Consider the following 23,830-nt stretch of genomic DNA (forward strand, 5'->3'; position numbering starts at 1 on the left):
GCGATGCGCTTGTGCATTGCCGGGCGAGAACGCGGTTATCACATGCCTGGCCCCACGAAGGCGGTCACCCGCACGGCGAGGTAGCTTCCATAGAGCAGAAACCACAAGTGCGCCGGGGAGAAAAACGCTCGCAACGCCGCTTTGCCCCGCCACCCTAGTTCGCGATAGTCCTCGGCCTGCAGGATCGCCGCGACGGCGCGGCTGGAACTGCGCGGCGGAATCAGAAGGCGGACGCGGCCGCTTCCGAGCTCGCCGTGGCGCATCGGGTCACCGGCCGTTGGCATCGCCTCGAACGTACCGACGACCGCCAACGGGTCGCCAGGCGCGATACTCACCTCCTCGAACGCAGCGCGATCGCGCAACCGCGACACGCCACCGCCCTTCGCGCCCTCCGCCTTGTGGTGAAACGCCTCGAAGTCACCTGCCTGCCGATGCAGGCCGTTGACAATGAGTCCCCGCTCAGGAAGCTCCACGGTGACCGCATCTCCGGACGCCAGGCGGACGAGGAGCGCATCACACCAATCTGCGGTCGCGCGATGCCGCAGGAATCCGTTGGCATCCGGGTTCCGGTAGTCGAGTTGCCACGCGACGCAAGCTCGGCCACTGATCGGGGAGACGAGCGTCGACGACCCACCAACGAGTTCACACGTCACCGCACCGAAGCCGTCGGGCACGGTCGGGCCGGGCGTTGGCACCTTGCCGAGAGGGCGCGAGAGACGAACCCAGAGGTACCCGAGCCCCGCGAAGCTGACAACGCCCACGAGGACGAGTTCGACCACGAGCCAGATGATTGCGGGGGTTTCAGGGGACATGGAGGGACCTCGAGCTGAGACGTATTGAGGGAACCAACCGAGTACGACGCGCATCGCCTATGTCACCGAAGGTCGTCGAGGCCCGCGCAGTGCGGTCGGCAGTCCCGCGCGCACGACCTCCGACTCATACACGCCGAAGAGGGTGGCAATCTCAGACGCGACGAGACCCAACATGCTTGCCGCGTGGTACGTGGGGGGTTCTTCGTCGCCCCATGCCATCTTGGTGCCGACCCGTTGGTCGTTCGTCCACAAACCAGCCACCGGCACAAGCTCTACATTGAGAACGCGCGGCGGAAGACGCTTCAACGCGGCACGCAAGTCGGCCTCACGAAGCAAGAATGGGCTATCAATCTCGAAAAGGATCTCGAGCGGTTTCGAGACAAGCGCCGCGACACCGACGGTTGCGGGCACAGGCGCCTCAGCGAGGGACCAGATCATGGCCGCAAGCCCGAGCAGCGTCCCTGCAAAGCCCAGCCACCCTGCAGCGATGCGCAAGGACGTCGCTAGACTGGCAAGCCCCTCCGACAACTCCTCAGCAACAATCGAGAACACATATCCCTCGACACGAAGCGCGCCGCCGCCGAAGGACAGTGCACTCGCGACATCCCGCTCCCGACCAAACGCGATCAACGACGCAAGCGCCCCCAGACACACAGCGGAACGACCAATCCAGTTTGCAACGAACTTCGTCTCCGGGATCGGCACATCTCTGCTGAAGTACGCATCGATCGCAACAACAATGTGTGCATACGACTCTGTGGCCCCCATGACAGCAGAGGCGATAGTAAACCCGCGCTGTAGCGCGTCCATGTGATCGTTGGAAGCGACGGACCAGATGGCCGCGACATACGCAACGATACTCAGCCCTTGAAGCGCAGGAACCCGGGCGAACTGGTCCTTCAGCTTCAGATTCTTGATCATCTTCGCCCTGACCTCGAGCGCCGCCGGGGTATTCGCCCCCCGGAGTTCATCGAATGCGTGAAAGAGCTTCCCGACATCGATGCGACCCGCGACCATCAGACGCGCGTTGCCTGGGTCCGGCAGCCCGATACTGGCAACGTAGCGTAGAAGCAGCCCCGCCAAACGCCCTCCACGGGCCTTCGGATCATCAGTGAGACCCTCCCACACGAGCAGCAAGACGCCCTCATTGAGTGAGTTCGAGATTATGGACGGGCCAGACCGATAGTACTTGCCGGCCGTGGCAAGAGTCTCGACGACCCCTCGCTTCTTCTTCTTGCCGAGGTAGCTCTGCACCTCCGCAAACGTCTTCTCCCACCCACCCGAGAGTTCCGTGCGCAGTTCGGCATCCTTGAGCTGCTCGACAATCTCGGTGAAGCCGTACGGCTCGTTCGCCGCAGCAGCGCCGAGCGCCGGCCAAACATGGTCGCGAACGAGCGCATCGACTCGCACCGACATGGCAAGCTGCTCGCACGCGTAACGGACCGCGGTTGCAAACTCCTCTGCGATGTCTCCGTCGACGCTCAAAGGATCGAACGCCAGCTTCTCCGCTGCCTCCACAAGACCGGGGTCGTCCAGCGCCTCGAGCACTGCGTCGGCGAGTGCTTCCTCGCCGCGATGCGCGTCTTGCACGACGTTCGCATATGCACCGTTGAGATTCGCCCGGAAGTCGGCGACCTGCCCGGCACGCAACTCCGCCTCTTCGCGATCCTCGGGTCGGCGCGCGGCGTGGTGGTAGGCACGCTCGAGCAGCTTGCAGAGCCCGTCCACACGATGGTACGCCGCGATCGACTTGGCGTAGCCCCGCCACCGCCGCTCACGGGCGGCGATCGCCTTGCGTAGAGCGTCGACACGCTCGGCGAGTTCGTCCAGCGCGTCACGGGGAAACTCGAAGCGCTCGGCGCTGACGGTCATGCACGACGCCGACTCTCCGCGGGTGAGCCCGCACATCTGCCCGAGCAGGGTGCCGGAGAACGGAACGATGAAGTCTTGCTTCGGAAGCGACCACGTGGGGAACGGGGTGTTGCAGACGGCGCCCTCGAGCAAGAGGTCGACCTGTTGCTCCGGGGTCAGCTCCGCGGCGGGCGCCATCGGAAGCTCCTCGAAGCTCCCATCCGAAAGCTGTCGCAGCACTGTAGCGTTCCAGTCCGCACGCTTGGCGTCGTACATCGCGGCGAGGAACTCGTCGTTCCCAGGCGCGTTGAGCGATGTCCACTGCTCGTCGGTTCGCAGACCGAGCTTGTCTTGCAGCCACGCGGGTGTGAGCGGCGAGGCGTCGATGTTCTGCAGGTGGAGCACGATCGTGCTCTCCGTTAGCTTGGTGCCGATCTCTGATACCTGCATGCCGTCTCACTTTGCGGGGCGGTGGGCGATGCCGTTGACATGAAGGGAGTCGAGCTGTCGAAGCGCTTCCAAGCTCGGCACAAGCCGGAGCTTGCCATCGTTGCACAGAACGACGATCGGCCACTGTGGTTCCACGGCGAAGCGAATTCGGTCGCGCCTGTGCCCTGGCGCCGCTCCGAATCCCCATTGCCCGTGCGCCGCCACGCCGAACACGGGCGGACGGAACCGCGGCTGCCACGGCCGTGCCTCGACCTCGGAGGGCGCGCGAAACCAGTTCTCCATGATGAACGGGTCATAGCCTTCGGGGGGTGTCCACAGAGCGTAGATGACGCCACCTCGAACCAGACCAGCGATTCGCCCCACCTCGAGGCCCCGAGCGGGCACCGCACCCACGCCGTCGTCCGGCGGCTGCTCGCCGTCTTCGACCAGCGACACCACGAACTCGGCCTCGTTCGTATCGGGCAGGTGCGTCAGCGCGGACAGGTGCGCCTTCCCCGACTCGGTCTTCAGCCACTCGAAGTCCCAGAACGGTATCGCCTCGCTCGACACGTGCTCTTCGTGGATGCGCTCGCGGTAGAACTTGCAGCGGAAGCTGCCGCCGGGCTGGCCAGCCTGGCCGGCATCGTCGATCTGGCACGCGCTGGCATCGCCCGCTCTGCACGGGAAGTCTCGCTCGGTCGGCGCGTCTTGCCCGTAGATCGCCAGCGTCACGCGACGATTGTCGCCGTGCTTCGCTCCGAGCGGGTTGAACTCGCCACACCCCGCACGCTTGGGCCCGAGCAGGCGGTCGGGCGAAATCCTGCCCGCGAGCTCGGCGTGGTAGGCATCGACGATCGCGAGCTTCGTCGCAGCATCGAGCGCGGTGCCCGGTGGCAGGTCGCCATGGGCTCGCGCGCGGCCCTCGTCGTGCCAGGCGTCGGCGTTGTAGTCGTCGCGGAAGGCAGCAATCGCAAGGTCGGTCTGCACACCCGACTCGCCGTCGATCGCCGTCGGATTGCAGCCGAGCACGCGCAGCATCACTTGGTAGTGTGCGAGCGGCCAGTCCTCGGCCTGCGCGACGGCGGCGAACAGCGGGTAGTCGCCGGTCAGCAGTGCGAACGCGACGTCGGCGCGTCGGTCTGCGAGCAGCTTGTTGGCGTCGGCGTCGTCGGTGGTGTCGGTATGACCGAACAGACCGATGCGCGCGGCGGGATCGGGGTCCAGGAGCTCGTGCGCGTACGTGACGAGGTTCGCGATCGCCGGTGTCGGGAACGCGCTCTCGCTCGCGAAGCTCGTGATGGGGAAGCTGCGAGTCGCCTGGCGCGCGGGGGGCTCGACGACGATGCGGTAGTGGGCGTCGTAGCCGGGCAGCGACAGCTCGCCGGACTCGACCCGCTTCACCCGGAGGTCGCCCGCCATGGTGCGGAAGCCATCAGGCCCGCCGCCGGCCAGCTGTTCCGGTGTGAGCTCGAGCCGCGCCGGCAGCACGAGCTTGCAGGTGCCGGACTTCGCGATGCTGCGGGTGCTCCACTTGCCCTGCTCGTCGAGCACGATGCGGTCGACCCCGCCGTCACCGTGGCGCAGCTTCAGCTCCTGGTTGCGAAACGGAATGCCGGTGTGATCGAGCAGCTCGATCGACAGCGAGCCGAAGGTGACGGTGGGGTCGGTTTCCCGCAGATCGGAAAGTCGCCGGAGGTTGTCCCAGTCCAACGCAGCGCTCGCACCCGCGCTCAGCGATGACGCCGCGCCCTGAGCGAACTCCTGCTCCATCTCGAGCAGCACGAGCTCGCGACTCTCGATCATCTCCGCCACGATTTGGATCGCTTCGTCGATCGAGTGGCGGTGGCCGTAGCCTCGCCCGGATGCGAGCGCGATGATGTCGTCCGCGCTCGACGAGTTCCGTTCGCAGGCGTCGCGCAGCACGCTTGCCGCCTCGCCCGCGCGGTAGTGCCGAGTGCCCGGCCATCGCACGATCAGAATGTCGCCGCCGAACCGGCCGGGGATGCGTATCGTTCGGTTCACCATCCGCGTTCCCCCAACGGCGATGCTCCCGAGCAGTCAGCTCGGCCACGAACGCGCTTGGCCGCGAGAGGCGCGCTCCATCGAGAGACCCGAGACGCGGGGCGCGGGAGACCTCGCTGGGCGTGCTGACCAGGCCCAGATGCTCGAAGCGCGTCGATTGGTTCGAGCTGCATCCTAACCTTCACGCGCGTAGCGGTCGGCGAGCCCGTGCACGAGCGGAAGCGACGTTGTGCGCCCGCACAGCGCCTCGGCCATGCCAACGCCACACAGTAGCGCGGCGACGGCGGAGAGGAGGTCGCGCGGGCCCGCCGCGAGCAGTCCAAGCTGCCCGAGACAGCCGCTCGACGGCGCTACGCCCAGGGTCGCCATCCCTCCACGGTCGAATCCCACGACCCAGATGACGAGCAACATCGCCGACACGCAGAAGCCGATCGACGTGGCCTGCTGTGCGTGCCACGTGACGAACGACATGCCTCGTCGACGCGCGCACGTAGATTGGCAGAGGCACCGCGGCACCGAACCATGTCATCGACCGCGAGTCTGCGAGCGTTGCGAGCAGTCGGGGCCGCTCCCCCACCGAGGTCGTGGCCGGATCGACGCGCGTCGGCGTCTCGGCAGGTAGTGCACTTGCCGTGCTGGGGCTCGCGCCAGACGTGGGAGCCGATGGGTTCATGGCACTCCCCGTTCTGCTGCGCATGCGGATGGGCCTTCGGATGTGTTTGCGAAGGGTGAGGTGCACGCGGACGGCAGCGCCCGTGCGAGCGAGGGCGCAGCGGAGCGAGGGAGCATGGGTGCCGTCCTTGGCGGGGTGCTTTGCGGGGCGAGGAAGGACTACGGGATGTCCGCGCCTGCGACGTCGGCGGAGCCGTCGACGCCGGGACGCGCGTCGCCGTCGATGTCGACGAGCGGGTCACCGGACTGCCACTGGGCAGCGGTGAGGATGGCGGCGGGCGCCATCGGGGTGAGGTGGAAGTTGCCGCTTGCGTAGCCCGCGAACCAACTCATGCTCTCGGTCGCACCCATCACCCCGACCGTGGTGATGTTGCTGCCGCCTGGGAAGTTGGCTTCCGTGACGGAGTCGGAGATGGATGCGTTGGAGCACTGGATGTCGCTCGCTGCATCGGCTCTCGACAGCAGGAGGCTGTTGCGGACGGTGACGGTTGCACCCGCGTTGCACATCACCGAAGCAGACTCGCCGGCGGAGCCAATGAGCGAACTGTAGAATCCCTCGAGTGTGGAGTCGGATGCGGTGACAGCTGGGATGTCGAGAACGCCGCCGACGAACGAGTTCCGCACGAGGGCGTAGCCACCGTTGTCGAGCGAGATGCCGCCGCCGAGGTTGGTGACGACCCAAGCGCGGTCGAGGTAGAGCGAGGCGTTGTCGACGGCGATGCCGGGGAACATGCTCGAGCCGGTGTTGCTGGAGACGGAGATGCCTTGGATGTAGACCTCGGCGCCGGCGTCGATGGAGAGGGTGGAGGTGTTGCCCGAGGTCCTCGCCCACAGCGGGAGCGTGTCGTCGTCGGGGTTGGCGTCGAGGATGGCCCAGACGGCACTCGAGCCGGAGAGGACGATGGCCTCGTCGTAGGTGGGGCCCGAAGCGACGCGGAGGACGGCCATCTCGGCGCCGAGGGAGCCGGCGGCGGCGGTGAAGTCCTCGAAGTCCTGACCTGCACCGACGGTGTGGACATCAGCTTCGTCGAAGCACTCGCCGGTGGCGATGCGGCATGCCGAGTCCGGGCACTGCTCGTGGAACGCACACCCCATGCAGGTATTGACGGCGGCATCGCAGATGGGCGTGGCGCCACCGCAGCCGTCATCATTGCTCGCGGTGCACTGGACGCACTGGCCATCGTCGCGGCAGGCCGGGTTTGCCGGGTCCTTGGCGGCGCACTGGGCATCGCTTTCGCAGGGGCTGCAGACCTGGTCGATGCAGATGGGAGTGCCTGGGCCACCACACTCGTCGTCGCCGGCACAACCCTGGGGTCCGGTCGAGCTGGACGGGTCGGTGGTGCTCATGGTGCTGCCGGTCATGCTCGAGGTGCTCGAGGTGGGGCCGGTGGTGTCGGTGGTGCTCGCGGTGGCGGAGACGGTGCTGTCGGCGGTGCTCGAGCTGTCATCGGCGACGGCAGTCGAGGATGAGCCTTCGGATGTGGACTCGGAGGGTGAGGTGCAGGCGGACGGCAGAGCCAGTGCGAGCAGGAGTGCAGTGGAGCGAGGGAGCATGGGTGCCGTCCTTGGCGTGCGGGGCTACGAGGACTACGAGGACTACGGGATGTCCGCGCCTGCGACGTCGGCGGAGCCGTCGACGCCGGGACGCGCGTCGCCGTCGATGTCGACGAGCGGGTCACCGGCCTGCCACTGGGCCGCGGTGAGGATGGCGGCGGGCGCCATCGGGGTGAGGTGGAAGTTGCCGCTTGCGTAGCCAGCGAACCAACTCATGCTCTCGGTCGCACCCATCACCCCGACCGTGGTGATGTTGCTGCCGCCCGGGAAGTTGGCTTCCGTGACGGAGTCGGAGATGGATGCGTTGGAGCACTGGATGTCGCTCGCTGCATCGGCTCTCGACAGCAGGAGGCTGTTGCGGACGGTGACGGTTGCACCCGCGTTGCACATCACCGAAGCAGACTCGCCGGCGGAGCCAATGAGCGAACTGTAGAATCCCTCGAGTGTGGAGTCGGATGCGGTGACAGCTGGGATGTCGAGAACGCCGCCGACGAACGAGTTCCGCACGAGGGCATAGCCACCGTTGTCGAGCGAGATGCCGCCGCCGAGGTTTGCGACGACCCAAGCGCGGTCGAGGTAGAGCGAGGCGTTGTCGACGGCGATGCCGGGGAACATGCTCGAGCCGATGTTGCCGGAGACGGAGATGCCTTGGATGTAGACCTCGGCGCCGGCGTCGATGGAGAGAGTGGAGGTGTTGCCCGAGGTCCTCGCCCACAGCGGGAGCGTGTCGTCGTCGGGGTTGGCGTCGAGGATGGCCCAGACAGCACTCGAGCCGGAGAGGACGATGGCCTCGTTGAAGTCGACGCCCGAAGCGACGCGCAGGACGGCCATCTCGGCGCCGAGGGAGCCGGCGGCGGCGGTGAAGTCCTCGAAGTCCTGACCTGCACCGACGGTGTGGACATCGGCTTCGTCGAAGCACTCGCCGGTGGCGATGCGGCATGCCGAGTCCGGGCACTGCTCGTGGAACGCACACCCCATGCAGGTATTGACGGCGGCATCGCAGATGGGCGTGGCGCCACCGCAGCCGTCATCATTGCTCGCGGTGCACTGGACGCACTGGCCATCGTCGCGGCAGGCCGGGTTTGCCGGGTCCTTGGCGGCGCACTGGGCATCGCTTTCGCAGGGCGAGCAGACCTGGTCGATGCAGATGGGAGTGCCTGGGCCACCACACTCGTCGTCGCCGGCACAACCCTGGGGTCCGGTCGAGCTGGACGGGTCGGTGGTGCTCATGGTGCTGCCGGTCATGCTCGAGGTGCTCGAGGTGGGGCCGGTGGTGTCGGTGGTGCTCGCGGTGGCGGAGACGGTGCTGTCCGCGGTGCTCGAGCTGTCGTCGGCGACGGCAGTGCTCGAACCGTCGCCTTCGGATGTGTTTGCGGAGGGTGAGGTGCAGGCGGACGGCAGAGCCAGTGCGAGCAGGAGTGCAGTGGAGCGAGGGAGCATGGGTGCCGTCCTTGGCGGGGTGCGTTGCGGGGCGAGGAAGGACTACGGGATGTCCGCGCCTGCGACGTCGGCGGAGCCGTCGACGCCGGGACGCGCGTCGCCGTCGATGTCGACGAGCGGGTCGCCGGACTGCCACTGGGCGACATCGCCGAACTCGGCGAGGCCCATGGCAGTCGGAGTGAAGTCACTGGCGCCGACGTTGACGAACCACATGTTGTTGAGCATTGCGACCTGATGATTCCCGGTACCCGCGAACATCTCATCGACGACCGAGTAGGTGACGGTGGCGTTGCAGTTGATGGAACTCGGGTCTCGCCCCAGCAGAAGGGAATTGCGGACATCGACGTTGCTCCCTGCGTTGCAGGTCAACGTGTCGTCGTTTATGGCGTCGTTCCGGACCAAAGATGTGTAGAGCACGACAGCATCTGAGTCCGAGCACTTGAGCCCAGGTGTGTCGCTTGCGCCGTTGCCGTTGCCGCCGACGAACGAGTTCCGCACGAGGGCATAGCCACCGTTGTCGAGCGAGATGCCGCCGCCTGCGTTCTGGACGACGCGAGCGCGGTCGAGGTAGAGCGAGGCGTTGTCGACGGCGATGCCGGGGAACATGCTCGAGCCGATGTTGCCGGAGACGGAGATGCCTTGGATGTAGACCTCGGCGCCGGCGTCGATGGAGAGGGTGGAGGTGTTGCCCGAGGTCCTCGCCCACAGCGGGAGCGTGTCGTCGTCGGGGTTGGCGTCGAGGATGGCCCAGACAGCACTCGAGCCGGAGAGGACGATGGCCTCGTTGAAGTCGACGCCCGAAGCGACGCGGAGGACGGCCATCTCGGCGCCGAGGGAGCCGGCGGCGGCGGTGAAGTCCTCGAAGTCCTGACCTGCACCGACGGTGTGGACATCGGCTTCGTCGAAGCACTCGCCGGTGGCGATGCGGCATGCCGAGTCCGGGCACTGCTCGTGGAACGCACACCCCATGCAGGTATTGACGGCGGCATCGCAGATGGGCGTGGCGCCACCGCAGCCGTCATCATTGCTCGCGGTGCACTGGACGCACTGGCCATCGTCGCGGCAGGCCGGGTTTGCCGGGTCCTTGGCGGCGCACTGGGCATCGCTTTCGCAGGGGCTGCAGACCTGGTCGATGCAGATGGGAGTGCCTGGGCCACCACACTCGTCGTCGCCGGCACAACCCTGGGGTCCGGTCGAGCTGGACGGGTCGGTGGTGCTCATGGTGCTGCCGGTCATGCTCGAGGTACTCGAGGTGGGGCCGGTGGTGTCGGTGGTGCTCGCGGTGGCGGAGACGGTGCTGTCGGCGCTGCTCGAGCTGTCGTCGGCGACGCCCTCGCAGTCGGGGTCGTCGCTCAGCGACTTCATGCCGCCGCACGGCGAGTAGCACATGTCATCGGCGGGGCGCTCGGCGACGCAGCCATCGCGGGCCTCGCTGGGGTACTCCGACGAGCACTCGTTGGTGCCACGAGCACAGTAGGGGCGCAGGTCGGACTCGTCCTCGTACTTGCGGATGCAGTACTCATTGCCGTCGGAGTTGGCGCAGTGATCGCGCAGCTCGCTGAACTTGCAGGCGTCGCCGATGAGCACGCCGGCGGTGGCCGCGGTGAGGGTCGTCAGGATCGAGGTGGTGCGTCGTGTCATGGTCATCTCACGTCCCTCTTGGGCGCTAGAAGCGGCCCTGCAGTTGGAAGCCAAAGGAATGGGGGGTACCGCCGATCGAGGCGCTGACCCGCGACTTGCGGGCGCGCACGCGATCGACGACGAGCATCGTGATGCCACTGACCACCGCGATGCCGCCAACCGCCGCGAGCGCGATGCCGGGGATGGTGGTGTCGGCGCCCTTCTCGAGCTCGTCGGTGGCCGCAGCATCCAGCTTCGAGCCGTGCACCGCGAGCCCGATGCCGGTGCCGAGCACCGCGAGACCGACGACGCCGATGCCGATGCCGGCCTTGCCGAGCGGCCCCAGCGGATGCTTGCCGTCGTGGCGCGGGGTCGTGTCGGGGTTGGTCGTGGTCGGGGTCACCGTCGCCGGACGATCGGGGTTGGCCGGCGTGTGCGTCGTCTGGGCCGGCTTGGGCGGACGCGACGCGTTCTCGAGCGCCTCGTCGAGCAGCTCCTCGGCCTTCTTCGACAGCGCGGTGTTGGAGCACGCGAAGCACTCGAAGCGCGCGGCGTCGGCCCACTGTGCTTTCCCCGGCCGCATCGCCTCGTACTTGCCGATGTAGTCCGAGCGCTTGTAGTCGAGCCACAGCACCACCAGGCGTAGCTTCGGTGCCGTGGCGACGTCGCGCGCGACGTGGCGCTGCTCGAGCGCCGCACCGAGCCGCTTCTCCAGCGAGCGCGTGAGCGCAGCGATGTCTTCACCCTCGCGCTCGAGACCCGAGGTGTCGATCGTGAACTCGGCCAGCTGCTTGCCGGCGGGCTCGTCCGCGAGGGCGACGAGCGGCGCGCTCATGCACATCGTCGCCGCCACCGAGGCCGCGCACCACGAGTATGCAAACTGGCGTGCCGACGATCGGCCGCGCGAAGGGACGAGCTTCATGGGTTCTCTTCCTGTCCGCGCCACGCGTGTTCGCGGCACAGCCGCACGAGGCGCTCGGTCTTGGGATCGGACTTCTTCTCGCCCTCGCGCAGACACTCGGCCCAGCGCTCGAGCTCGGACAACGCCGTCACACGCAGCAACGTGCGACGGTTGCGGTCGGTGAAGCACGCGCGCTGCTTGGTGTGCGAGAGCACCTCGGACCAGCTCTCGCCTTCGTAGGCGCGCTCGGCCTGCTCGCGCGCGGCTCGGCACGCGTCGGACTCGGGATCGACGGTGGGCGCGCTCGGGTGCTTGGGGGTCGGCTCGCTCGGGGTCGGTGCGGGGCCACCGTCGTCGCTCGGGCCCGGGCCCTCATCGGGGCCGGTCGCCGGCATCGCGCCGCCGTCGGTGCTCGGGGTCGGCGCGGTCGGGGTCGAGGGCGTGGGCGCGGGGGTGGCCACGGCGGGCAGCGGCGCGGCCACGGCGATCTCCGGCGCGGGTGCTGGGGCCGTGGGCGCCGGCGCGGCGCTCGGCGTCGAGCCATCGTCGCCCAGCAGCACCTCGGCGGGATCGGTGCCGGTGCCGATCGTCGCGTGATCGACCGCGACCTGTGGGGACCCCGGCGGTCGCAACAGCCACCACGCGAGGCCCACCGCGACCATCACCGCGACCGCGGCGGCGATGACGATCGGCGCTCGATTCAAGCCCGACTGCGTCGAGCGATGCGACGGCAACGGCTTGGCGGCGCGCATGCGTGGCCGCGTGGGCTCCTGATCCTGCGCATGGCGGGCGGCCTCGGTGACGGCATGGGCGTCACCGGCGATCGGGTTCAGACCGCTGGCGACGATCACCCGCGGCGCGCCCATGCGCTCCTGCTCGAGCTCGTCGAGCACCGCATCGAGGCCCGCGCGCAGGCTCCGGGCGTCGGCGATGCGGTTGCGCGGGTCCGGGCGGATGCAGGTGTCGACCAGGTCGACCAACGATGCCGGCAAGTCGGGTCGGAACTGCGCGATGCTGGGCTCGCCCTGCAGCTTGCGCCGCATCATCTCTTCGGCCGAGCGGGCCTCGTTGGGCGCGAAGCCACACAGCGCCTCGTAGAGCGTGATGCCCAGGGCGTAGATGTCGAACGATGGCGAGGTCGGGGCGCCGACCAGCTGCTCGGGCGCCATGTACAGCCGCGTCCCCGGACGCTCGTGCAGCTGCGTGAGGCGGTCGCCCGTGGGCTCGATCTCGCCGGCGAGACCGAAGTCGATCAGCTTCGCGATCTCTGCGCCGCGACCGCCCTCGCCGTGGGGCGCCACGAGGATGTTGTCGGGCTTCACGTCGCGGTGCACCAGACCCGCGGCGTGGATCGCCACCAACGCGTCGGCGATGTCGCGTGCCACACGGCACGCGCGCGGGAGCGGCAGCACGCGCTCCATCGCGAGGAGATCGGCGAGCGAGGGGCCGCGCACGAACTCGGTCAGCAGGTACAGACGGCCGTCGGGCAGTCGATCGCACTCGAGCGGGCGCGCGACGTTGGGGTGCTCGCCCAGACGCTGGGCGAAGGCGCCCTCGTTGCGCAGGCGTTGCTCGGCGGCGGGCTTGCCGACGTACTTCTCGCCGATGATCTTGAGCGCCACCTCGCGCTGCCGCGTGTGGTCGTAGACCAGGTAGACCGTGGCCATCCCGCCTCGACCGCGCAGGGCCTCGACGGTGAAGCGACCATCGACGATCTGCTGGCCGCGCAGGAACTCGCCCTCGACGCCCCCGCCGAGGCCGAGGTTCGCGCTGGTGGTCTCGTCGCCGCTCATGGGCTCGCCTCGCTCGAGGCTGCGAAGCTCGGGCCATCTTTGCCGATGCGCACCACGTGGGAAAGCCCTTCGCCGAAGACGTGATTGCCCGCCGACTGCCAGCTCGCGTCGTCCGAGAGCCGCCAGCTGACGGCGTGCTTGCCGGCGGCGATGCGCAGCTCGGCACTGGGCGCCACCGTCACGGTCTGCTTGCCGATCTTGAGCTGCGCACGATCGACGAACATCAGGCGCACGCTGACCTTCACCTCGGCCTTCTCTTTCTTGGGCGTGGTGGGGGTCTTCCTCGGGGTCGTGACGCTCGGCGTCGGTGTGGCCGCGGTGGGCTCCGAGGGCGTGGGCTGTGACACTGGCGTCTCGGGGGCTGTCGCGGACGTCGTGCCCACGTGGGTGGGCGCCGCCGCGCCATCGTCCGCGCCCGCCGTGCCTGCATCCGAGGCGACGCTCGGTGCGGTGGGCGTGGCCTCGACCGCGGCCGCCGACGGCGCGGGACTCGTCGTGGGCGTGGGCGTGGGCGTGGGCGTGGGCGTGGGCGTGGGCGCGGTCTCGGCGGGCTTGCTGGCGTCGGCGACGATCGCCGCCTGATCGGTCACGGCCGCATCGTCAGCCGGGTTCGCCACGTTGCGCTCGCGAAGCGTGGCGACCAGCCAGCTCACCAGCGCGGCCACGCCGGCGATCGTCGCCAAGAACGCCATCGCCCACAGCACGAACGGGCGCGCCTTGGTGCCGCCGCCGGTGAGTCCGGTCGCGGTCGCGGTCACCTCGTCGCGCACGCTCATCGAGCGACCATCGAGGCCCGATGCGCGGGCGCTGCGGTCGTCGCCGTAGCGCGAGGTCCGATCGTTGCGCGGGGCCACCGGAGCATCGGCCGCGGCGCGCATGCCCGCGGTCGCGTCGCTCGACGACGACGCGATCGGCTCGGGCGCGCCGGCCTCGTGCATGCCCGGCGTGCGGGCGTCGTTCATGCCCGAGGGCGTGCGAGCCATCGGCGTCGGCGTGCCCCAGCCCTCGTCGGGCGACGAGCCGCGTCCGGCGGCTGCGGCGGCCTCGGCTCGGATCGTGATGCCGGCCTCGCGGTTGAGCTCGACCAGCGCTGCGCTCAGCCACGGTGGCACCGCGACGTCGGCCTGGGTCATGCCCGAGCGCCGGTTGATGTGATGGCGCGCGAGCAGGGCCCGCAGGCCCGCGCGCTCGCTGGTGCTGCCGGGCCACAAGCGCAGCAGCTTGAGCGCCTCGTCGGCCGAGGCCACGCGCTTGCCGAGATCGGGCTCGAGCAGCGCGTAGCACAGGCGCGCCAGCTCGAGCGGCACGTCGGGTCGGGTCAGCCGCGGCACCGTGTGGTTGATCACCGTGACGCGCAGATCGGCCTGTGAACGGCCCTCGCGGAACTTGTGGCCCTCGAGCAGCTCCCAGAAGATCGCGCCCGCCGCAAACAGGTCCGACTGTGGCACCGCGCGCGTGAGCAGGTGTTCGGGCGCCATGTAGCGCAGCTTGCCGCGCGCGTGCATGCCCGACGAGTGCTCGCTGTGGGCGGCCGCGATGCCGAAGTCCATCAGCTTCACCTCGCCGGCCGTGCTCGCGAGCACGTTGTGGGGGCTGACGTCGCGGTGCACGATGCCCTGCGGCCTGCCGTCGATGCTGAAGGTGTGCGCGTAGGCCAGCGCCTCGAGGATTTCCTGCAGGATGTACGCGGCCAGCGAGAACGACCACGGCATCGCGAACATCCGCATCTGCTCGGTCAGCGCTGCGAGGTCGACGCCATCGATGCGCTCGAGCTCGAGGTACGGCAGCTCGCCGACCAGCCCGATGTCGTTGACCTGCACGATGTTGCTGTGGTTCAGCATCATCGCGACCCTCGCCTCGCGCAGCAGCGCGTCGCGTTGCGCGGGCTCGTCGGTGAACATGTCGCGCGGGAACTTGATCGCGCAGACCTTGAGCGCGCCGGCGATGCCGGGCTTGTGGGCGAGCCACACCTGCGCCATGCCGCCCTTGCCGAGCGGCTGGATGAGCTGGTATTTGCCGAACTGCAGCATCGTCGCGCGTGCGTCTGGAGAGAGTTGGTGAGCGCCCGCGTTCAGGCAGGCGCAGGCATCAGAAGCGCCCGGCCAGCGTGAGTCCGGCGCCCCGCGGCAGCATGCTCGGTGCGGCCGCGAGCTTGCGCGACCGCTTGGCGCGCTTGAGATCGACGGCGAGCAACGCGACGCCGGTACCGAGCAACGCTGCCCCGACGCCGATCATCGCGAAGCCGGCGGGGTTGTAGTCGAAGACGCGGCCGAGGTCGGAGGCGGGATGCCCGTAGCGCAGCGATACGAACACCACGCCGCAGGTGCCGACCCCCAGCCCCAGCGTGCCCAGGGCCGCGCCCGCGATGCCCATGCCCGAGACACCACCGCGTGGGGCGTCGGTGTCGGCGCTGGGCTCGGGGTTGCGGGTGGCGTCAGGGCTGGTCGTCGCCGGTGCGGTCACGACCGGCGGCGGCGTGGGTTCGTCGGCGGGTGCGGGCTCGGCGGGGATCGGCTCTGCGGCCTTGCCGAGCGCGGGCCACAGCGCCTCGAGATCGACTGCGAGCCGCTCGAGCGCCTCGCTCGAGCCGCAGGTCTTGCACACCGTGCCCCGCAGCTTCTCGGAGTTGCCCCCCTTCGACACCGCGAAGTAGCGCAGCTCGATGTCGGAGCGCCCCGCGTTGGCCCACGAGATCGCGACCAAGAACTGCGGCCCGGCGTCGGGCTCGATGGCGATGCCGTGGGCGGCCGCGCCTGCGGTCACCTTCGATTCGATCTGCTGCACGAAGTTGTCGTCCTGCGCGCCGCCGAGCGAGACCTCGACCTTCATGCTCATCTGCTTGGTGGGCTCCGGCGCGGTCGCGCTGCGGGCCCCGGCGGCGACCCGCGTGGGGGCGCTGGCCGAAGCGGGTCCCACCGGCGCGATCGCGAGCGCGCCGGCGGTGAGGATCCACGTCAGCCGGCGGCTGACGAACGCAGGTCGAGGGCGAACGACGACGGGGTGCGTGCAATGCATGGGGAGCGGCGGCCCTGGTCGACCGGAGGCGGTGCACCGTTGCAATTCCTGATTGCGAGCGGTGCGGGTGCTGAGGAACCGATCGCACCGCAACCGCGCGCGAAAGTCCAGCCCGCGGATCGCACCGCAGGTGGCCGTCCGACCGCGTCGGCAGTTGAACTGGCCATATGGCCACCGTCCGACCGGGCCCCGCGGTCGACATGGGTCCGCCCGCGTCGCCCCGAGTCCTCGGAATTCGTGCTCGCACGCCGGTATCTGACAGCAAATCACCGACGCCGGTGAGTCACGCCACGGGTGACGTGACGGCAGATCTCGGTACATCTGCTAGGGTCCGCGCGGCCGCTCGCGACGGGCGGTCCCACACGAGGTTTCCATGATCGCCGTTGGTCAGCGCATCCCCTCCGTCACCTTCAAGCGCATCCTCGCGGATGGCACCACCGTCGAGCTCGACACCGCCAAGGAGTTCGCGGGCAAGAAGATGATTCTCTTCGGTCTGCCGGGTCCGTTCACGCCGACCTGCCACGCCGAGCACGTGCCGAGCTACCTCGCCAAGCATGCCGAGCTCACCGCCAAGGGCGTGGCCGGCATCGTCTGCATGGCGATCTCCGACCACTGGGTCATGCGGGCGTGGGCCGACAACCTCGGCACCGAGGGCAAGATCGACATGCTCGCCGACGGCAACGGCGAGCTCACCCGCGCGATGGGCCTGCAGGTCGACCTCACCGGACCGAAGATGGGCGAGCGATGCCGCCGCTTCTCGGCGGTGCTCGACGACGGCGTCGTCACCTCGATCGAGGTCGAGCCCGGCAAGGGCATCGAGGTCACCGGCGCCGAAGCCTGCATGCGCCGGGTCTAGTACCTCGACGCAGCGATTGTGACGGGCCATGACACCGCCCTGACCGCGCCTCGCTGCGTTGCCGCACCTTGAAATACGCCCGGTATTCCGGCGGCACGGCGCCTTGCGGAGTCGCGGCCATGACGGCGTTCTGACCCATCACAATCGCTGTGTCGAGGTACTAGCCGCCGGCGCCCACGGGCGGTGGGGCCGCGAGAACATGGGTCCCGCCTGTGTCCGGTGCGGGCCCGGGATTGAGAACGCCGGGCCCGTGGTAGGTTGCGCCGCCCCATGCGACGCGTCACCGCCCTGTCCACGATCCTCGCGCTCTGCCTCGGACCCGCCTGCAAGCAGGACACACCGGCGGCCGGCGGCGAGGCCAAGACCGACGCCAAGACCGATGCGAAGGGTGACGCGAAGGCCGACACCAAGCTCGCCGCCGGCGACGCGAAGGCCGACGCGAAGCCCACGCCAACCGGTGTCGATGCCACGCCGGTCGCAGCCGTGCCCCGCACGCAGACGCCCGAGCCCAGCTATACCGCCGAGCTCGACGCGCTGCTCGAGCTGGTGCCGGCGGGCGCGAAGTACTTCGCGGTCGTGCGCGACCCCGGCGAGTTCATCGATGGCTTCGGCTGGCTCATCGCCGAGCAGAAGGACATGTGGACCCGCGTGCTCGATGCCACGAAGGATCCCGCCAAGCCCGACGGTGATGCCGGGATGCGCCGCGTGCTGACCGAGTACGAGCTGGTCCAGACCGCGTTCGGCACGGCCGGTGTGCATCTCGATCGCGGGCTCGTGATCATCGGTGGCGACGGCGAGGACGACAAGCCGACCATCGCCGTGCTCGCGGCCGACGATGCCGAGGCGGTGCCGAAGATGCTGCGTGCGCTCAGCACCAAGCCCGACGAGGAGGACACGAAGTGCAAGACCCTCGACGTCGCCGGCATGGTCGCGTGCTCGAGCAACGCCGAAGCGCTGGCCGCCTATGCCCCGGGCAAGGACGCCAAGGGCGCCCGCGCCTCGATCGAGGCGCACCTCGACACCGCCGACGTCGCGCACGGCAACGTCGTCGCGCTGGTGCCGAGCAAGGACGGGCCGCTGGCGTTCTCCGTGCTCACCGCGCCGGGTGTCGTGCAGTTCGATCTGCGGCTGCCGCAAGGCAAGGAGTTCGCAGCGGTCGATGCACCGGGCCCCGCCAACACGTTGGCGCTGCTGTCCCCCGGCTCGAGCTTCATGTGGACGCGCCTCGACGCCGCGGCGCTCGCCAAGCAGGCCGCGAGCGCGCCCGCGATGGTCGCCAACATGGTGAAGGCCCTGAGCGGTGAGTTCCTGGTCGCGAGCCCCGGCAAGCTGGGCGGCGTGTCGCTGCTGGTCGGCATCACCGACAAGACCCCGATCGCCGGGCTCATCCCGATGGCGGGCCTCGCCGCCGACAAGATCCCGCCGCTGCCCGATGGCAGCACGGTCGCGCTCAAGATCGAGGACATCGACGACGGCGGCGGCAGCAAGCAGCAGGTGCTGCGCGCGATCGTCACGCCGGGCACCGAGCTGGCGAAGATCAAGGACGCGGGCCTGGTGCCGGAGGTCGTGTCGTTCGTGACCTCGCAGTACGCGGCGGTCTCGTTCGGCACCGGCGTCGGCATCGTGCCCGACATTGCCCGTGCCGAGCTCTCGGGTCCCTCCGAGGCGTTGCTCGCCGAGCTGCCGAGCGAGCTCTCGAAGGCGTTGAAGGACAGCACCGCGTCGATGGTGATGCACGTCGAGCTCGACGGCCTGCACGGACCCAAGCTTCGCGAGCAGCTCGCCGCTTCGCTGGCGGGCGTGCCGGCGGCAGGCCCGATGCCGAGCTCGGAGGCCGCCGGCATCGCGCTGCGTTCGGCCTCGCCGCTGTCGTCGTTCTCGATGTGGAACACCGCCGCCGACGACGGCATGGTCATGCACTTCGCGATGCGCTCCTTCGGCGACCCGGCCAGCGACGAAGGTCGCGCTGCCCAGGCCGCGCGGCTCGACGTCGATGCGGGCCGCAAGGACCACGCGACCGCCTACGGCGCGCTCGTCACCGCGTACCCCGACTCGAGTCGCATCGCGAGCTACCGCGCCCGCGCCGGCATGACCGAGGGTGGCACGACCACCGGAGCGGCGATGGTCGGCATGCTCACCGCGATCGCGGTGCCGGCGTTCCAGCAGTACATTGCAAGGTCGAAGGCCGCGGCGCCGAAGTAGTGCGGGCATGCGCACTGCACCGCGCGCTCTCGTGTCCGTGATCCTCGGCGGCAGCCTCACGCTGTCCGCCTGCAAGTCGCCGGTGCGGTCGCACGCACCGACGATCGCGCCCGACCCCACCGGCGACCTCGATCGTCTGCTCGACTTGGTACCCCACGGCAGCGGGGGGTTGCTGATCGTCCGCGATCCGCGAACGCTTCTCGACGGCCTCGCGACGGTGCTGGGCGACTGGTGGGGCGAGGGGGGCGAGGGGGTCGAGCAGGTCGCGCCGGGTTTCGGCGACGAGCTGCCAGGGATCGGGCAGCTACGGGACGCGCTCGTCGAGTCGGGGGTGCATCTCGAGCGCGGCTTGGCCCTCGGCGGTGTCGATGGGGTCGTGGCGATCGTCGGCGCCGACGATGTCGAGGCGGTGCCCACTGCGCTGTGGAAGATCGCGCCCAACGCCGACCTCACGCGGCGCGTGCGGTGCAAGGTGATCGCGGGGACCGGCATGGTCGCCTGCGCGGCACAGGCCGAAGTGCTCGCGAGCTACACGCCGGGTCGAGATGCGAAGGGGCTGCGGGCTTGGCTCGAGGCCGATCTCGATGGCGCCACGATCGACCGCGCGAACGTGTTGGTCAGCGTCGCGGGCGACGGGCCACGCAGCACCGTCGCCGCCGCGATTGCATCCGGTGTGCTGCAGCTCGACATCGCGAGCCACACGTTCGATCGCACCTTCGTGGTGCGCAGCGGCGAGCCGGCGTGGACCCTCGCAGCACTCCAGCCAGGCGCGAGCTTCGTGTGGGCGCGCCTGGACCCGGCGTCGATCGCCGCGAGCAGGACGACCCCGCGGCCCGCCTTCGCGCCCGATCTCGCCCGCGCGTTCACCGGTGAATTCTCGCTGGCGGCCGCGGGTTCGGCGGGCGGCGTCGCGTCGTTCTGGGGCATCTCGGATCGCAGCACCTTCGAGCAGCTGCTCCCGGTGCTGTCGCTGGAGGCCAACCGCGCGCCGAAGCTCGGTGACGGCACGACGATGCGCGCGAGCATCGAGGCCATCGACGTGGGCGCCGCGGCGCCGCAACCGATCCTGCGCTTCCACTTCGAACCAGGGCGCGTGCTCGCACCGTTCGTCGCGCTCGGGCTGGCACCCGAGGTGATCGTCTGGGTCACCGATCGCGTGCTCGTGTCGACCTTGGGATCCGAGGATTCGGCCGTGGGCGCGCTCCTTCCCGATCCCGCGGGGCCTTCGGCGGCGTTCCTCGCTGCGCTACCGCCCGAGCTGGCGGCGGCGCTGCGGGACGGGACGACCTCGCTCGCTGCACACGTGGAGCTGGATGCGCTGCAGTCGCCACGGGTGCAAGCGGCGATGCGCGACATGTTGTCGTCGACCGCGCCTGGGCCAGCGCTGGACGCCGAGCAGATCGAAGCGGGCTTTCACGTGGCGTCGTCGTTGTCGTCGCTATCGATGTGGACCACGCCGCACGGCGAAGGTTCGATCATCCGAACCGCGTGGCGATCGTTCGGTGATGACAGCACCGCGGAGGGCCGCGCCGCGCGGGCTGCACGACGCGCCGTTGCGGCGCACACGGCGGATCCGGCGACGGCCTACGGCGCGCTCGCGAGCGCGTATCCCCGCTCGCAGCGCGTCGCGGCCTACCGCGTCCGTGCCGGCCTCGACGAACAAGGGACGCAGGTCGTCGCGCAGCTGGTGGCCGCGCTCACGCTGCTGAGCGCGTTGAGGAAGACGCGCGCGCCCGCCGAGCAGGCCGTCCCGCCGAAGTGATCGCGATCCTCGGGCGAGCGGCCCGCGATCACGCCACCGCGTCGCCGACCTGCGGCGCAGCGCGACGAACGTTGCGCTTGCGCGGGCCCTCGGGCTCGCGCTTGCCGGGCCGCAGCGGCTTGACGCGGTTGCGGCTGCGTTGGTCGCTCCAGCGCCACGCGTCGGGACTGCGGGAGATCGAGAGCAGGATGCCGATCGCGCCCATGCCGGCGAGCATCGACGAGCCACCGTAGCTGAGGAAGGGCAGCGTGATGCCCTTGGCGGGGATGACCTCGAGCACGACGCCCATGTTGACCAGCGCCTGCAGGCCGAACAGCGCCGAGAGTCCCGCTGCGAGGTAGGTGCCGAAGCGATCCTCGGCGACGCGCGCGATCGCGATGCCGCGCCACACCACGACGCCGAGGAGGATCATCACCGCCGCGATGCCGACGAAGCCGAGCTCTTCGCCGACGGTCGCGAGCACGAAGTCGGTGTGGTTCTCGGGCAGGAAGCCCAGCTTCTGCTTGCCGTTGCCGAGCCCGAGGCCCCACGTGCCGCCCGAGCCGATCGCGATCAAGCCCTGCTGCACCTGGTAGCTGTCGCCCGCGAGGAACTCTTCGAGGCGACCGCGGCGGTAGTCGACACCGAGGATCTGGTACCAGATCATCGGCGCCGCGAGCATCACGGCCGCGACCACGTAGCTGGCACGCGTGCCGGCGACGAACAACATCACCAACGTCAGCGCGCCCATCAGCAGCGTGGTGCCGAGGTCCTTCTCGAGCAGCACCAGCACCATCGTGATGGCCGCGACCATGGTCACCGGCAGGAAGCCGGTGCGGAACTTGCGGACGCGCTCGCCCTGACGCGCGAGCATCGACGCGAGGAACACCGCGAGGGTGATCTTGGCCAGCTCGGAGGGCTGCAGGCCGAATGAGCCGAAGCGCACCCAACGACGCGCGCCGTTGATCTCCTGCCCGACGAAGAGCACCGCCACCAGCATCGCCATCGCGATGAACATCAGGTGCGGCGCGAAGCGTCGCAGCAAGCGATAGTCGAGACGGCTCACCGCCAGCATCAGCACGAAGCCGACGCCGAGGAACGCCGCCTGCCGCCACAGGAAGTAGCCCCAGTCGTGGTGCTGGTGGAAGCCCAGCCACGTGCTGGCGCTGTAGACCATCACCAGGCCCAGCGCCGAGAGGGCGAAGACCGCCGCGAATAGCCACGGGTCCATCGGGCGGCGCAGCGGCGCCTCGACCTCGCGGGGGTCGACCTCCGGGCCCTCACTCGTCAGCGCCGCGCTCACGTGCACGGCGGTCAGCTGTGGCATGACCGCCGTGCCGGACGCCAGAAATCGGCGTGCTCGCCCCGTTGGGTGGGGCGCGGGCTACTCGAGCTGGGAGGTCACCGCGGTGTTCGCGGCGGGTCCGAGCTGCTCGGCGATCTCGCGGATGCGCTTGCGCTCGGCCTCGTCGATGCGGCTGCCGAGCCCGAGCAGGCCGCCGCTGGCCGCGGCCACGTGCATGCACAGCTCGACGATCTCGTCGGCGCGCCCGCCCTGCTTGGCGACCACGCGCTGCAGCAGCGACAGCGACTCGCGCATGAACGCGTCGGTCGGACGCTCTTCGAGCAGGGCCTCCATGGTCTGGAACGGCTGCGAGTCGCGCGCGAGGTTGCGCTGCTCGAGCAGCTTCAGGATCGCGGCCCGCTCGCTGCGCTGGATCTTGCCATCGGCCCAGGCGACGTGGACCAGCGGCAGCAGGTCGAAGATCTTCGCGTTGTCGCCCGCGAAACCGAGCGCGCGGATTTCTTCGGCGAGGCCGTGGTCGTCGGTGGCGAGGTGCTCGGCGACCTTGGCGGCCTCCTCGAGCTTGCGGGCGTTGTCCTCGAGGTGCTCGCGCAGCCTACGTCGGGCCTCGATCTCCACCTCGTGGAAGTACTTCTCTTCTTCGTCGCTGGGCTCGATCGGCATCACCGACATGCTACTGCAACCCGCCGCCGTTTCGCGACTGCGGTATGCTCTGCGTCGGGGTCGGGGACGCGCGTGGCACGACGCATCGCATGCCTGTTGGCGGTCGCCGCCTGTCGCTTCGACAGCGGCGGCATGGCCAGCTCGGGCGTCGACACCGATGCCGGTGGCGACACCGACACGCAGGGCGGCAGCGCAACCGCGGACACCGCGATGGACACGCAGGGCGGCGGGTCCTCGGGCGGTGCCGAGGGTGGTGTCGGGCCGGGCGTGGACAGCTCGGGCGCGGGTGCGGACTCGGGTGACGGCAGCACCAGCGGTGTCGATCCCTGTGGGGACCCGGGTGCCTGCGATCCCGACGCCAGCTGTGCCCCCGACGCGACCGGCCTGCAGCCGGTGTGCACCTGTGCGCCCGAGCTCATCGGCGATGGCCAGCTGTGCACGACGGTGCCCACGTTGCCGGTGCTGCGGGTCGACGTGCCCTGTGGTGTCGATGCCGACGAGGGGCAGTGCGAGGCCACCAACGCCAGCGAAGAGGTGGTCCTGGAGGGCGAGCCCGGTCAGCGCTTCCGCGTCACGCTGTGGATCCGCGGCGTGGTCGAAGAGAAGCCCTACACCTGCGCCCAGCGCGATGGGAACTGGTGCACCAAGGGTGACGGCCAAGCCGGCGACAATCGCAGCGACACCGAGCTCGCGATCGGTATGCCACCGCTCGCCGTGCGCCTCAATCACGGCCAGGGCGAAGCCTGCGTGCTGGTCGACATGCAGCACGACGTCGTGATCGAGAGCGGCGCGCTCGTCTCGCTGCAGATCGATCCTCGCAACGACGAGCAGCGCCGCAACGACGACGGCCTCGTGGTGCCTGCCCTCGATCCCGCGCCCGCGGCGTTCGACGGCCAATTCCTGCAGGTCGAGGCGATCGCGTTCGTCCCGATCTGACCGCGCGGCGTTGCGCC

The 23,830-nt window shown here is 69.5% G+C and carries 17 protein-coding genes; 4 read left to right on the plus strand and 13 right to left on the minus strand.

Annotation, left to right across the window (positions count from 1 at the left end; genetic code table 11):
• Nucleotides 1-38: 38 nt before the first annotated feature.
• The 11 genes from IPH07_39400 to IPH07_39450 all read right to left on the minus strand — a co-directional run bounded on the left by IPH07_39400 (nucleotide 39) and on the right by IPH07_39450 (nucleotide 16,109).
• On the minus strand, nucleotides 39-812 hold the full coding sequence (locus IPH07_39400; protein ID MBK6923521.1) for a hypothetical protein: 774 nt from the start codon (nucleotides 810-812) through the stop codon (nucleotides 39-41).
• 57 nt (nucleotides 813-869) lie between these two features.
• Entirely contained in the window at nucleotides 870-3,113 is a 2,244-nt protein-coding gene (locus IPH07_39405) for a hypothetical protein (protein ID MBK6923522.1), read from the minus strand.
• 6 nt (nucleotides 3,114-3,119) lie between these two features.
• On the minus strand, nucleotides 3,120-4,895 hold the full coding sequence (locus IPH07_39410) for a hypothetical protein (protein MBK6923523.1): 1,776 nt from the start codon (nucleotides 4,893-4,895) through the stop codon (nucleotides 3,120-3,122).
• A 393-nt stretch (nucleotides 4,896-5,288) separates the two neighbouring features.
• Nucleotides 5,289-5,585, minus strand: a complete 297-nt coding sequence (locus IPH07_39415) for a hypothetical protein (protein ID MBK6923524.1) — start codon at nucleotides 5,583-5,585, stop codon at nucleotides 5,289-5,291.
• Nucleotides 5,586-5,945: 360 nt separating this feature from the next.
• On the minus strand, nucleotides 5,946-7,340 hold the full coding sequence (locus IPH07_39420; protein MBK6923525.1) for a hypothetical protein: 1,395 nt from the start codon (nucleotides 7,338-7,340) through the stop codon (nucleotides 5,946-5,948).
• Between the two features lie 42 nt (nucleotides 7,341-7,382).
• On the minus strand, nucleotides 7,383-8,780 hold the full coding sequence (locus tag IPH07_39425; protein MBK6923526.1) for a hypothetical protein: 1,398 nt from the start codon (nucleotides 8,778-8,780) through the stop codon (nucleotides 7,383-7,385).
• 42 nt (nucleotides 8,781-8,822) lie between these two features.
• On the minus strand, nucleotides 8,823-10,421 hold the full coding sequence (locus tag IPH07_39430) for a hypothetical protein (protein MBK6923527.1): 1,599 nt from the start codon (nucleotides 10,419-10,421) through the stop codon (nucleotides 8,823-8,825).
• A 25-nt stretch (nucleotides 10,422-10,446) separates the two neighbouring features.
• Nucleotides 10,447-11,235, minus strand: coding sequence for a hypothetical protein (locus tag IPH07_39435; protein MBK6923528.1), 789 nt, complete (start codon nucleotides 11,233-11,235; stop codon nucleotides 10,447-10,449).
• Between the two features lie 83 nt (nucleotides 11,236-11,318).
• Entirely contained in the window at nucleotides 11,319-13,094 is a 1,776-nt protein-coding gene (locus tag IPH07_39440; protein MBK6923529.1) for a serine/threonine protein kinase, read from the minus strand.
• Nucleotides 13,091-15,124, minus strand: coding sequence for a serine/threonine protein kinase (locus IPH07_39445; GenBank protein ID MBK6923530.1), 2,034 nt, complete (start codon nucleotides 15,122-15,124; stop codon nucleotides 13,091-13,093). Before IPH07_39445 ends, IPH07_39440 begins: the two co-directional genes overlap by 4 nt.
• 58 nt (nucleotides 15,125-15,182) lie before the next feature.
• Entirely contained in the window at nucleotides 15,183-16,109 is a 927-nt protein-coding gene (locus tag IPH07_39450; protein ID MBK6923531.1) for a hypothetical protein, read from the minus strand.
• 373 nt (nucleotides 16,110-16,482) lie between these two features.
• On the opposite strand from IPH07_39450, the gene IPH07_39455 reads away from it, so the two are divergent.
• From IPH07_39455 to IPH07_39465, 3 genes are all read left to right on the plus strand, one after another.
• Complete coding sequence (locus IPH07_39455; protein ID MBK6923532.1) at nucleotides 16,483-16,965, plus strand: peroxiredoxin; 483 nt, start codon at nucleotides 16,483-16,485, stop codon at nucleotides 16,963-16,965.
• Between the two features lie 270 nt (nucleotides 16,966-17,235).
• On the plus strand, nucleotides 17,236-19,167 hold the full coding sequence (locus tag IPH07_39460; GenBank protein ID MBK6923533.1) for a hypothetical protein: 1,932 nt from the start codon (nucleotides 17,236-17,238) through the stop codon (nucleotides 19,165-19,167).
• Nucleotides 19,136-20,929 carry a hypothetical protein gene (locus IPH07_39465; protein MBK6923534.1) on the plus strand — a complete coding sequence of 598 codons (1,794 nt, stop codon included), beginning with the start codon at nucleotides 19,136-19,138 and terminating at the stop codon, nucleotides 20,927-20,929. The genes IPH07_39460 and IPH07_39465 overlap by 32 nt, the downstream gene beginning before the upstream one ends.
• A 28-nt stretch (nucleotides 20,930-20,957) precedes the next feature.
• On the opposite strand, the gene ftsW is transcribed toward IPH07_39465, so the two are convergent.
• Both ftsW and IPH07_39475 read right to left on the minus strand, forming a co-directional pair.
• The gene (gene ftsW, locus IPH07_39470; protein ID MBK6923535.1) at nucleotides 20,958-22,235 is read right to left on the minus strand and encodes a putative lipid II flippase FtsW; all 1,278 of its coding nucleotides are present in this window, start codon (nucleotides 22,233-22,235) and stop codon (nucleotides 20,958-20,960) included.
• A 57-nt stretch (nucleotides 22,236-22,292) separates the two neighbouring features.
• Nucleotides 22,293-22,877 carry a TerB family tellurite resistance protein gene (locus IPH07_39475; GenBank protein ID MBK6923536.1) on the minus strand — a complete coding sequence of 195 codons (585 nt, stop codon included), beginning with the start codon at nucleotides 22,875-22,877 and terminating at the stop codon, nucleotides 22,293-22,295.
• A gap of 72 nt (nucleotides 22,878-22,949) precedes the next feature.
• On the opposite strand from IPH07_39475, the gene IPH07_39480 reads away from it, so the two are divergent.
• A complete protein-coding gene (locus IPH07_39480) occupies nucleotides 22,950-23,813 on the plus strand; it encodes a hypothetical protein (GenBank protein ID MBK6923537.1) in 864 nt (287 codons plus the stop codon).
• Nucleotides 23,814-23,830 lie beyond the last annotated feature (17 nt).

The organism is Deltaproteobacteria bacterium (assembly GCA_016709225.1).
Taxonomy (GTDB): domain Bacteria; phylum Myxococcota_A; class Polyangia; order Nannocystales; family Nannocystaceae; genus Xiheibacterium; species Xiheibacterium phototrophicum.

Excerpts from the sequence above, each read along its gene's own strand:
- IPH07_39400 (MBK6923521.1), bottom strand. The coding sequence starts at position 812 with ATGTCCCCTGAAACCCCCGCAATCATCTGGCTCGTGGTCGAACTCGTC.
- IPH07_39430 (MBK6923527.1), bottom strand. The coding sequence starts at position 10,421 with ATGACACGACGCACCACCTCGATCCTGACGACCCTCACCGCGGCCACC.
- IPH07_39415 (MBK6923524.1), bottom strand. The coding sequence starts at position 5,585 with ATGTCGTTCGTCACGTGGCACGCACAGCAGGCCACGTCGATCGGCTTC.
- IPH07_39425 (MBK6923526.1), bottom strand. The coding sequence starts at position 8,780 with ATGCTCCCTCGCTCCACTGCACTCCTGCTCGCACTGGCTCTGCCGTCC.
- IPH07_39440 (MBK6923529.1), bottom strand. The coding sequence starts at position 13,094 with ATGAGCGGCGACGAGACCACCAGCGCGAACCTCGGCCTCGGCGGGGGC.
- IPH07_39475 (MBK6923536.1), bottom strand. The coding sequence starts at position 22,877 with ATGCCGATCGAGCCCAGCGACGAAGAAGAGAAGTACTTCCACGAGGTG.
- IPH07_39455 (MBK6923532.1), top strand. The coding sequence starts at position 16,483 with ATGATCGCCGTTGGTCAGCGCATCCCCTCCGTCACCTTCAAGCGCATC.
- ftsW (MBK6923535.1), bottom strand. The coding sequence starts at position 22,235 with ATGCCACAGCTGACCGCCGTGCACGTGAGCGCGGCGCTGACGAGTGAG.
- IPH07_39445 (MBK6923530.1), bottom strand. The coding sequence starts at position 15,124 with ATGCTGCAGTTCGGCAAATACCAGCTCATCCAGCCGCTCGGCAAGGGC.
- IPH07_39435 (MBK6923528.1), bottom strand. The coding sequence starts at position 11,235 with ATGAGCGCGCCGCTCGTCGCCCTCGCGGACGAGCCCGCCGGCAAGCAG.
- IPH07_39410 (MBK6923523.1), bottom strand. The coding sequence starts at position 4,895 with ATGATCGAGAGTCGCGAGCTCGTGCTGCTCGAGATGGAGCAGGAGTTC.
- IPH07_39450 (MBK6923531.1), bottom strand. The coding sequence starts at position 16,109 with ATGCATTGCACGCACCCCGTCGTCGTTCGCCCTCGACCTGCGTTCGTC.
- IPH07_39420 (MBK6923525.1), bottom strand. The coding sequence starts at position 7,340 with ATGCTCCCTCGCTCCACTGCACTCCTGCTCGCACTGGCTCTGCCGTCC.
- IPH07_39405 (MBK6923522.1), bottom strand. The coding sequence starts at position 3,113 with ATGCAGGTATCAGAGATCGGCACCAAGCTAACGGAGAGCACGATCGTG.
- IPH07_39460 (MBK6923533.1), top strand. The coding sequence starts at position 17,236 with ATGCGACGCGTCACCGCCCTGTCCACGATCCTCGCGCTCTGCCTCGGA.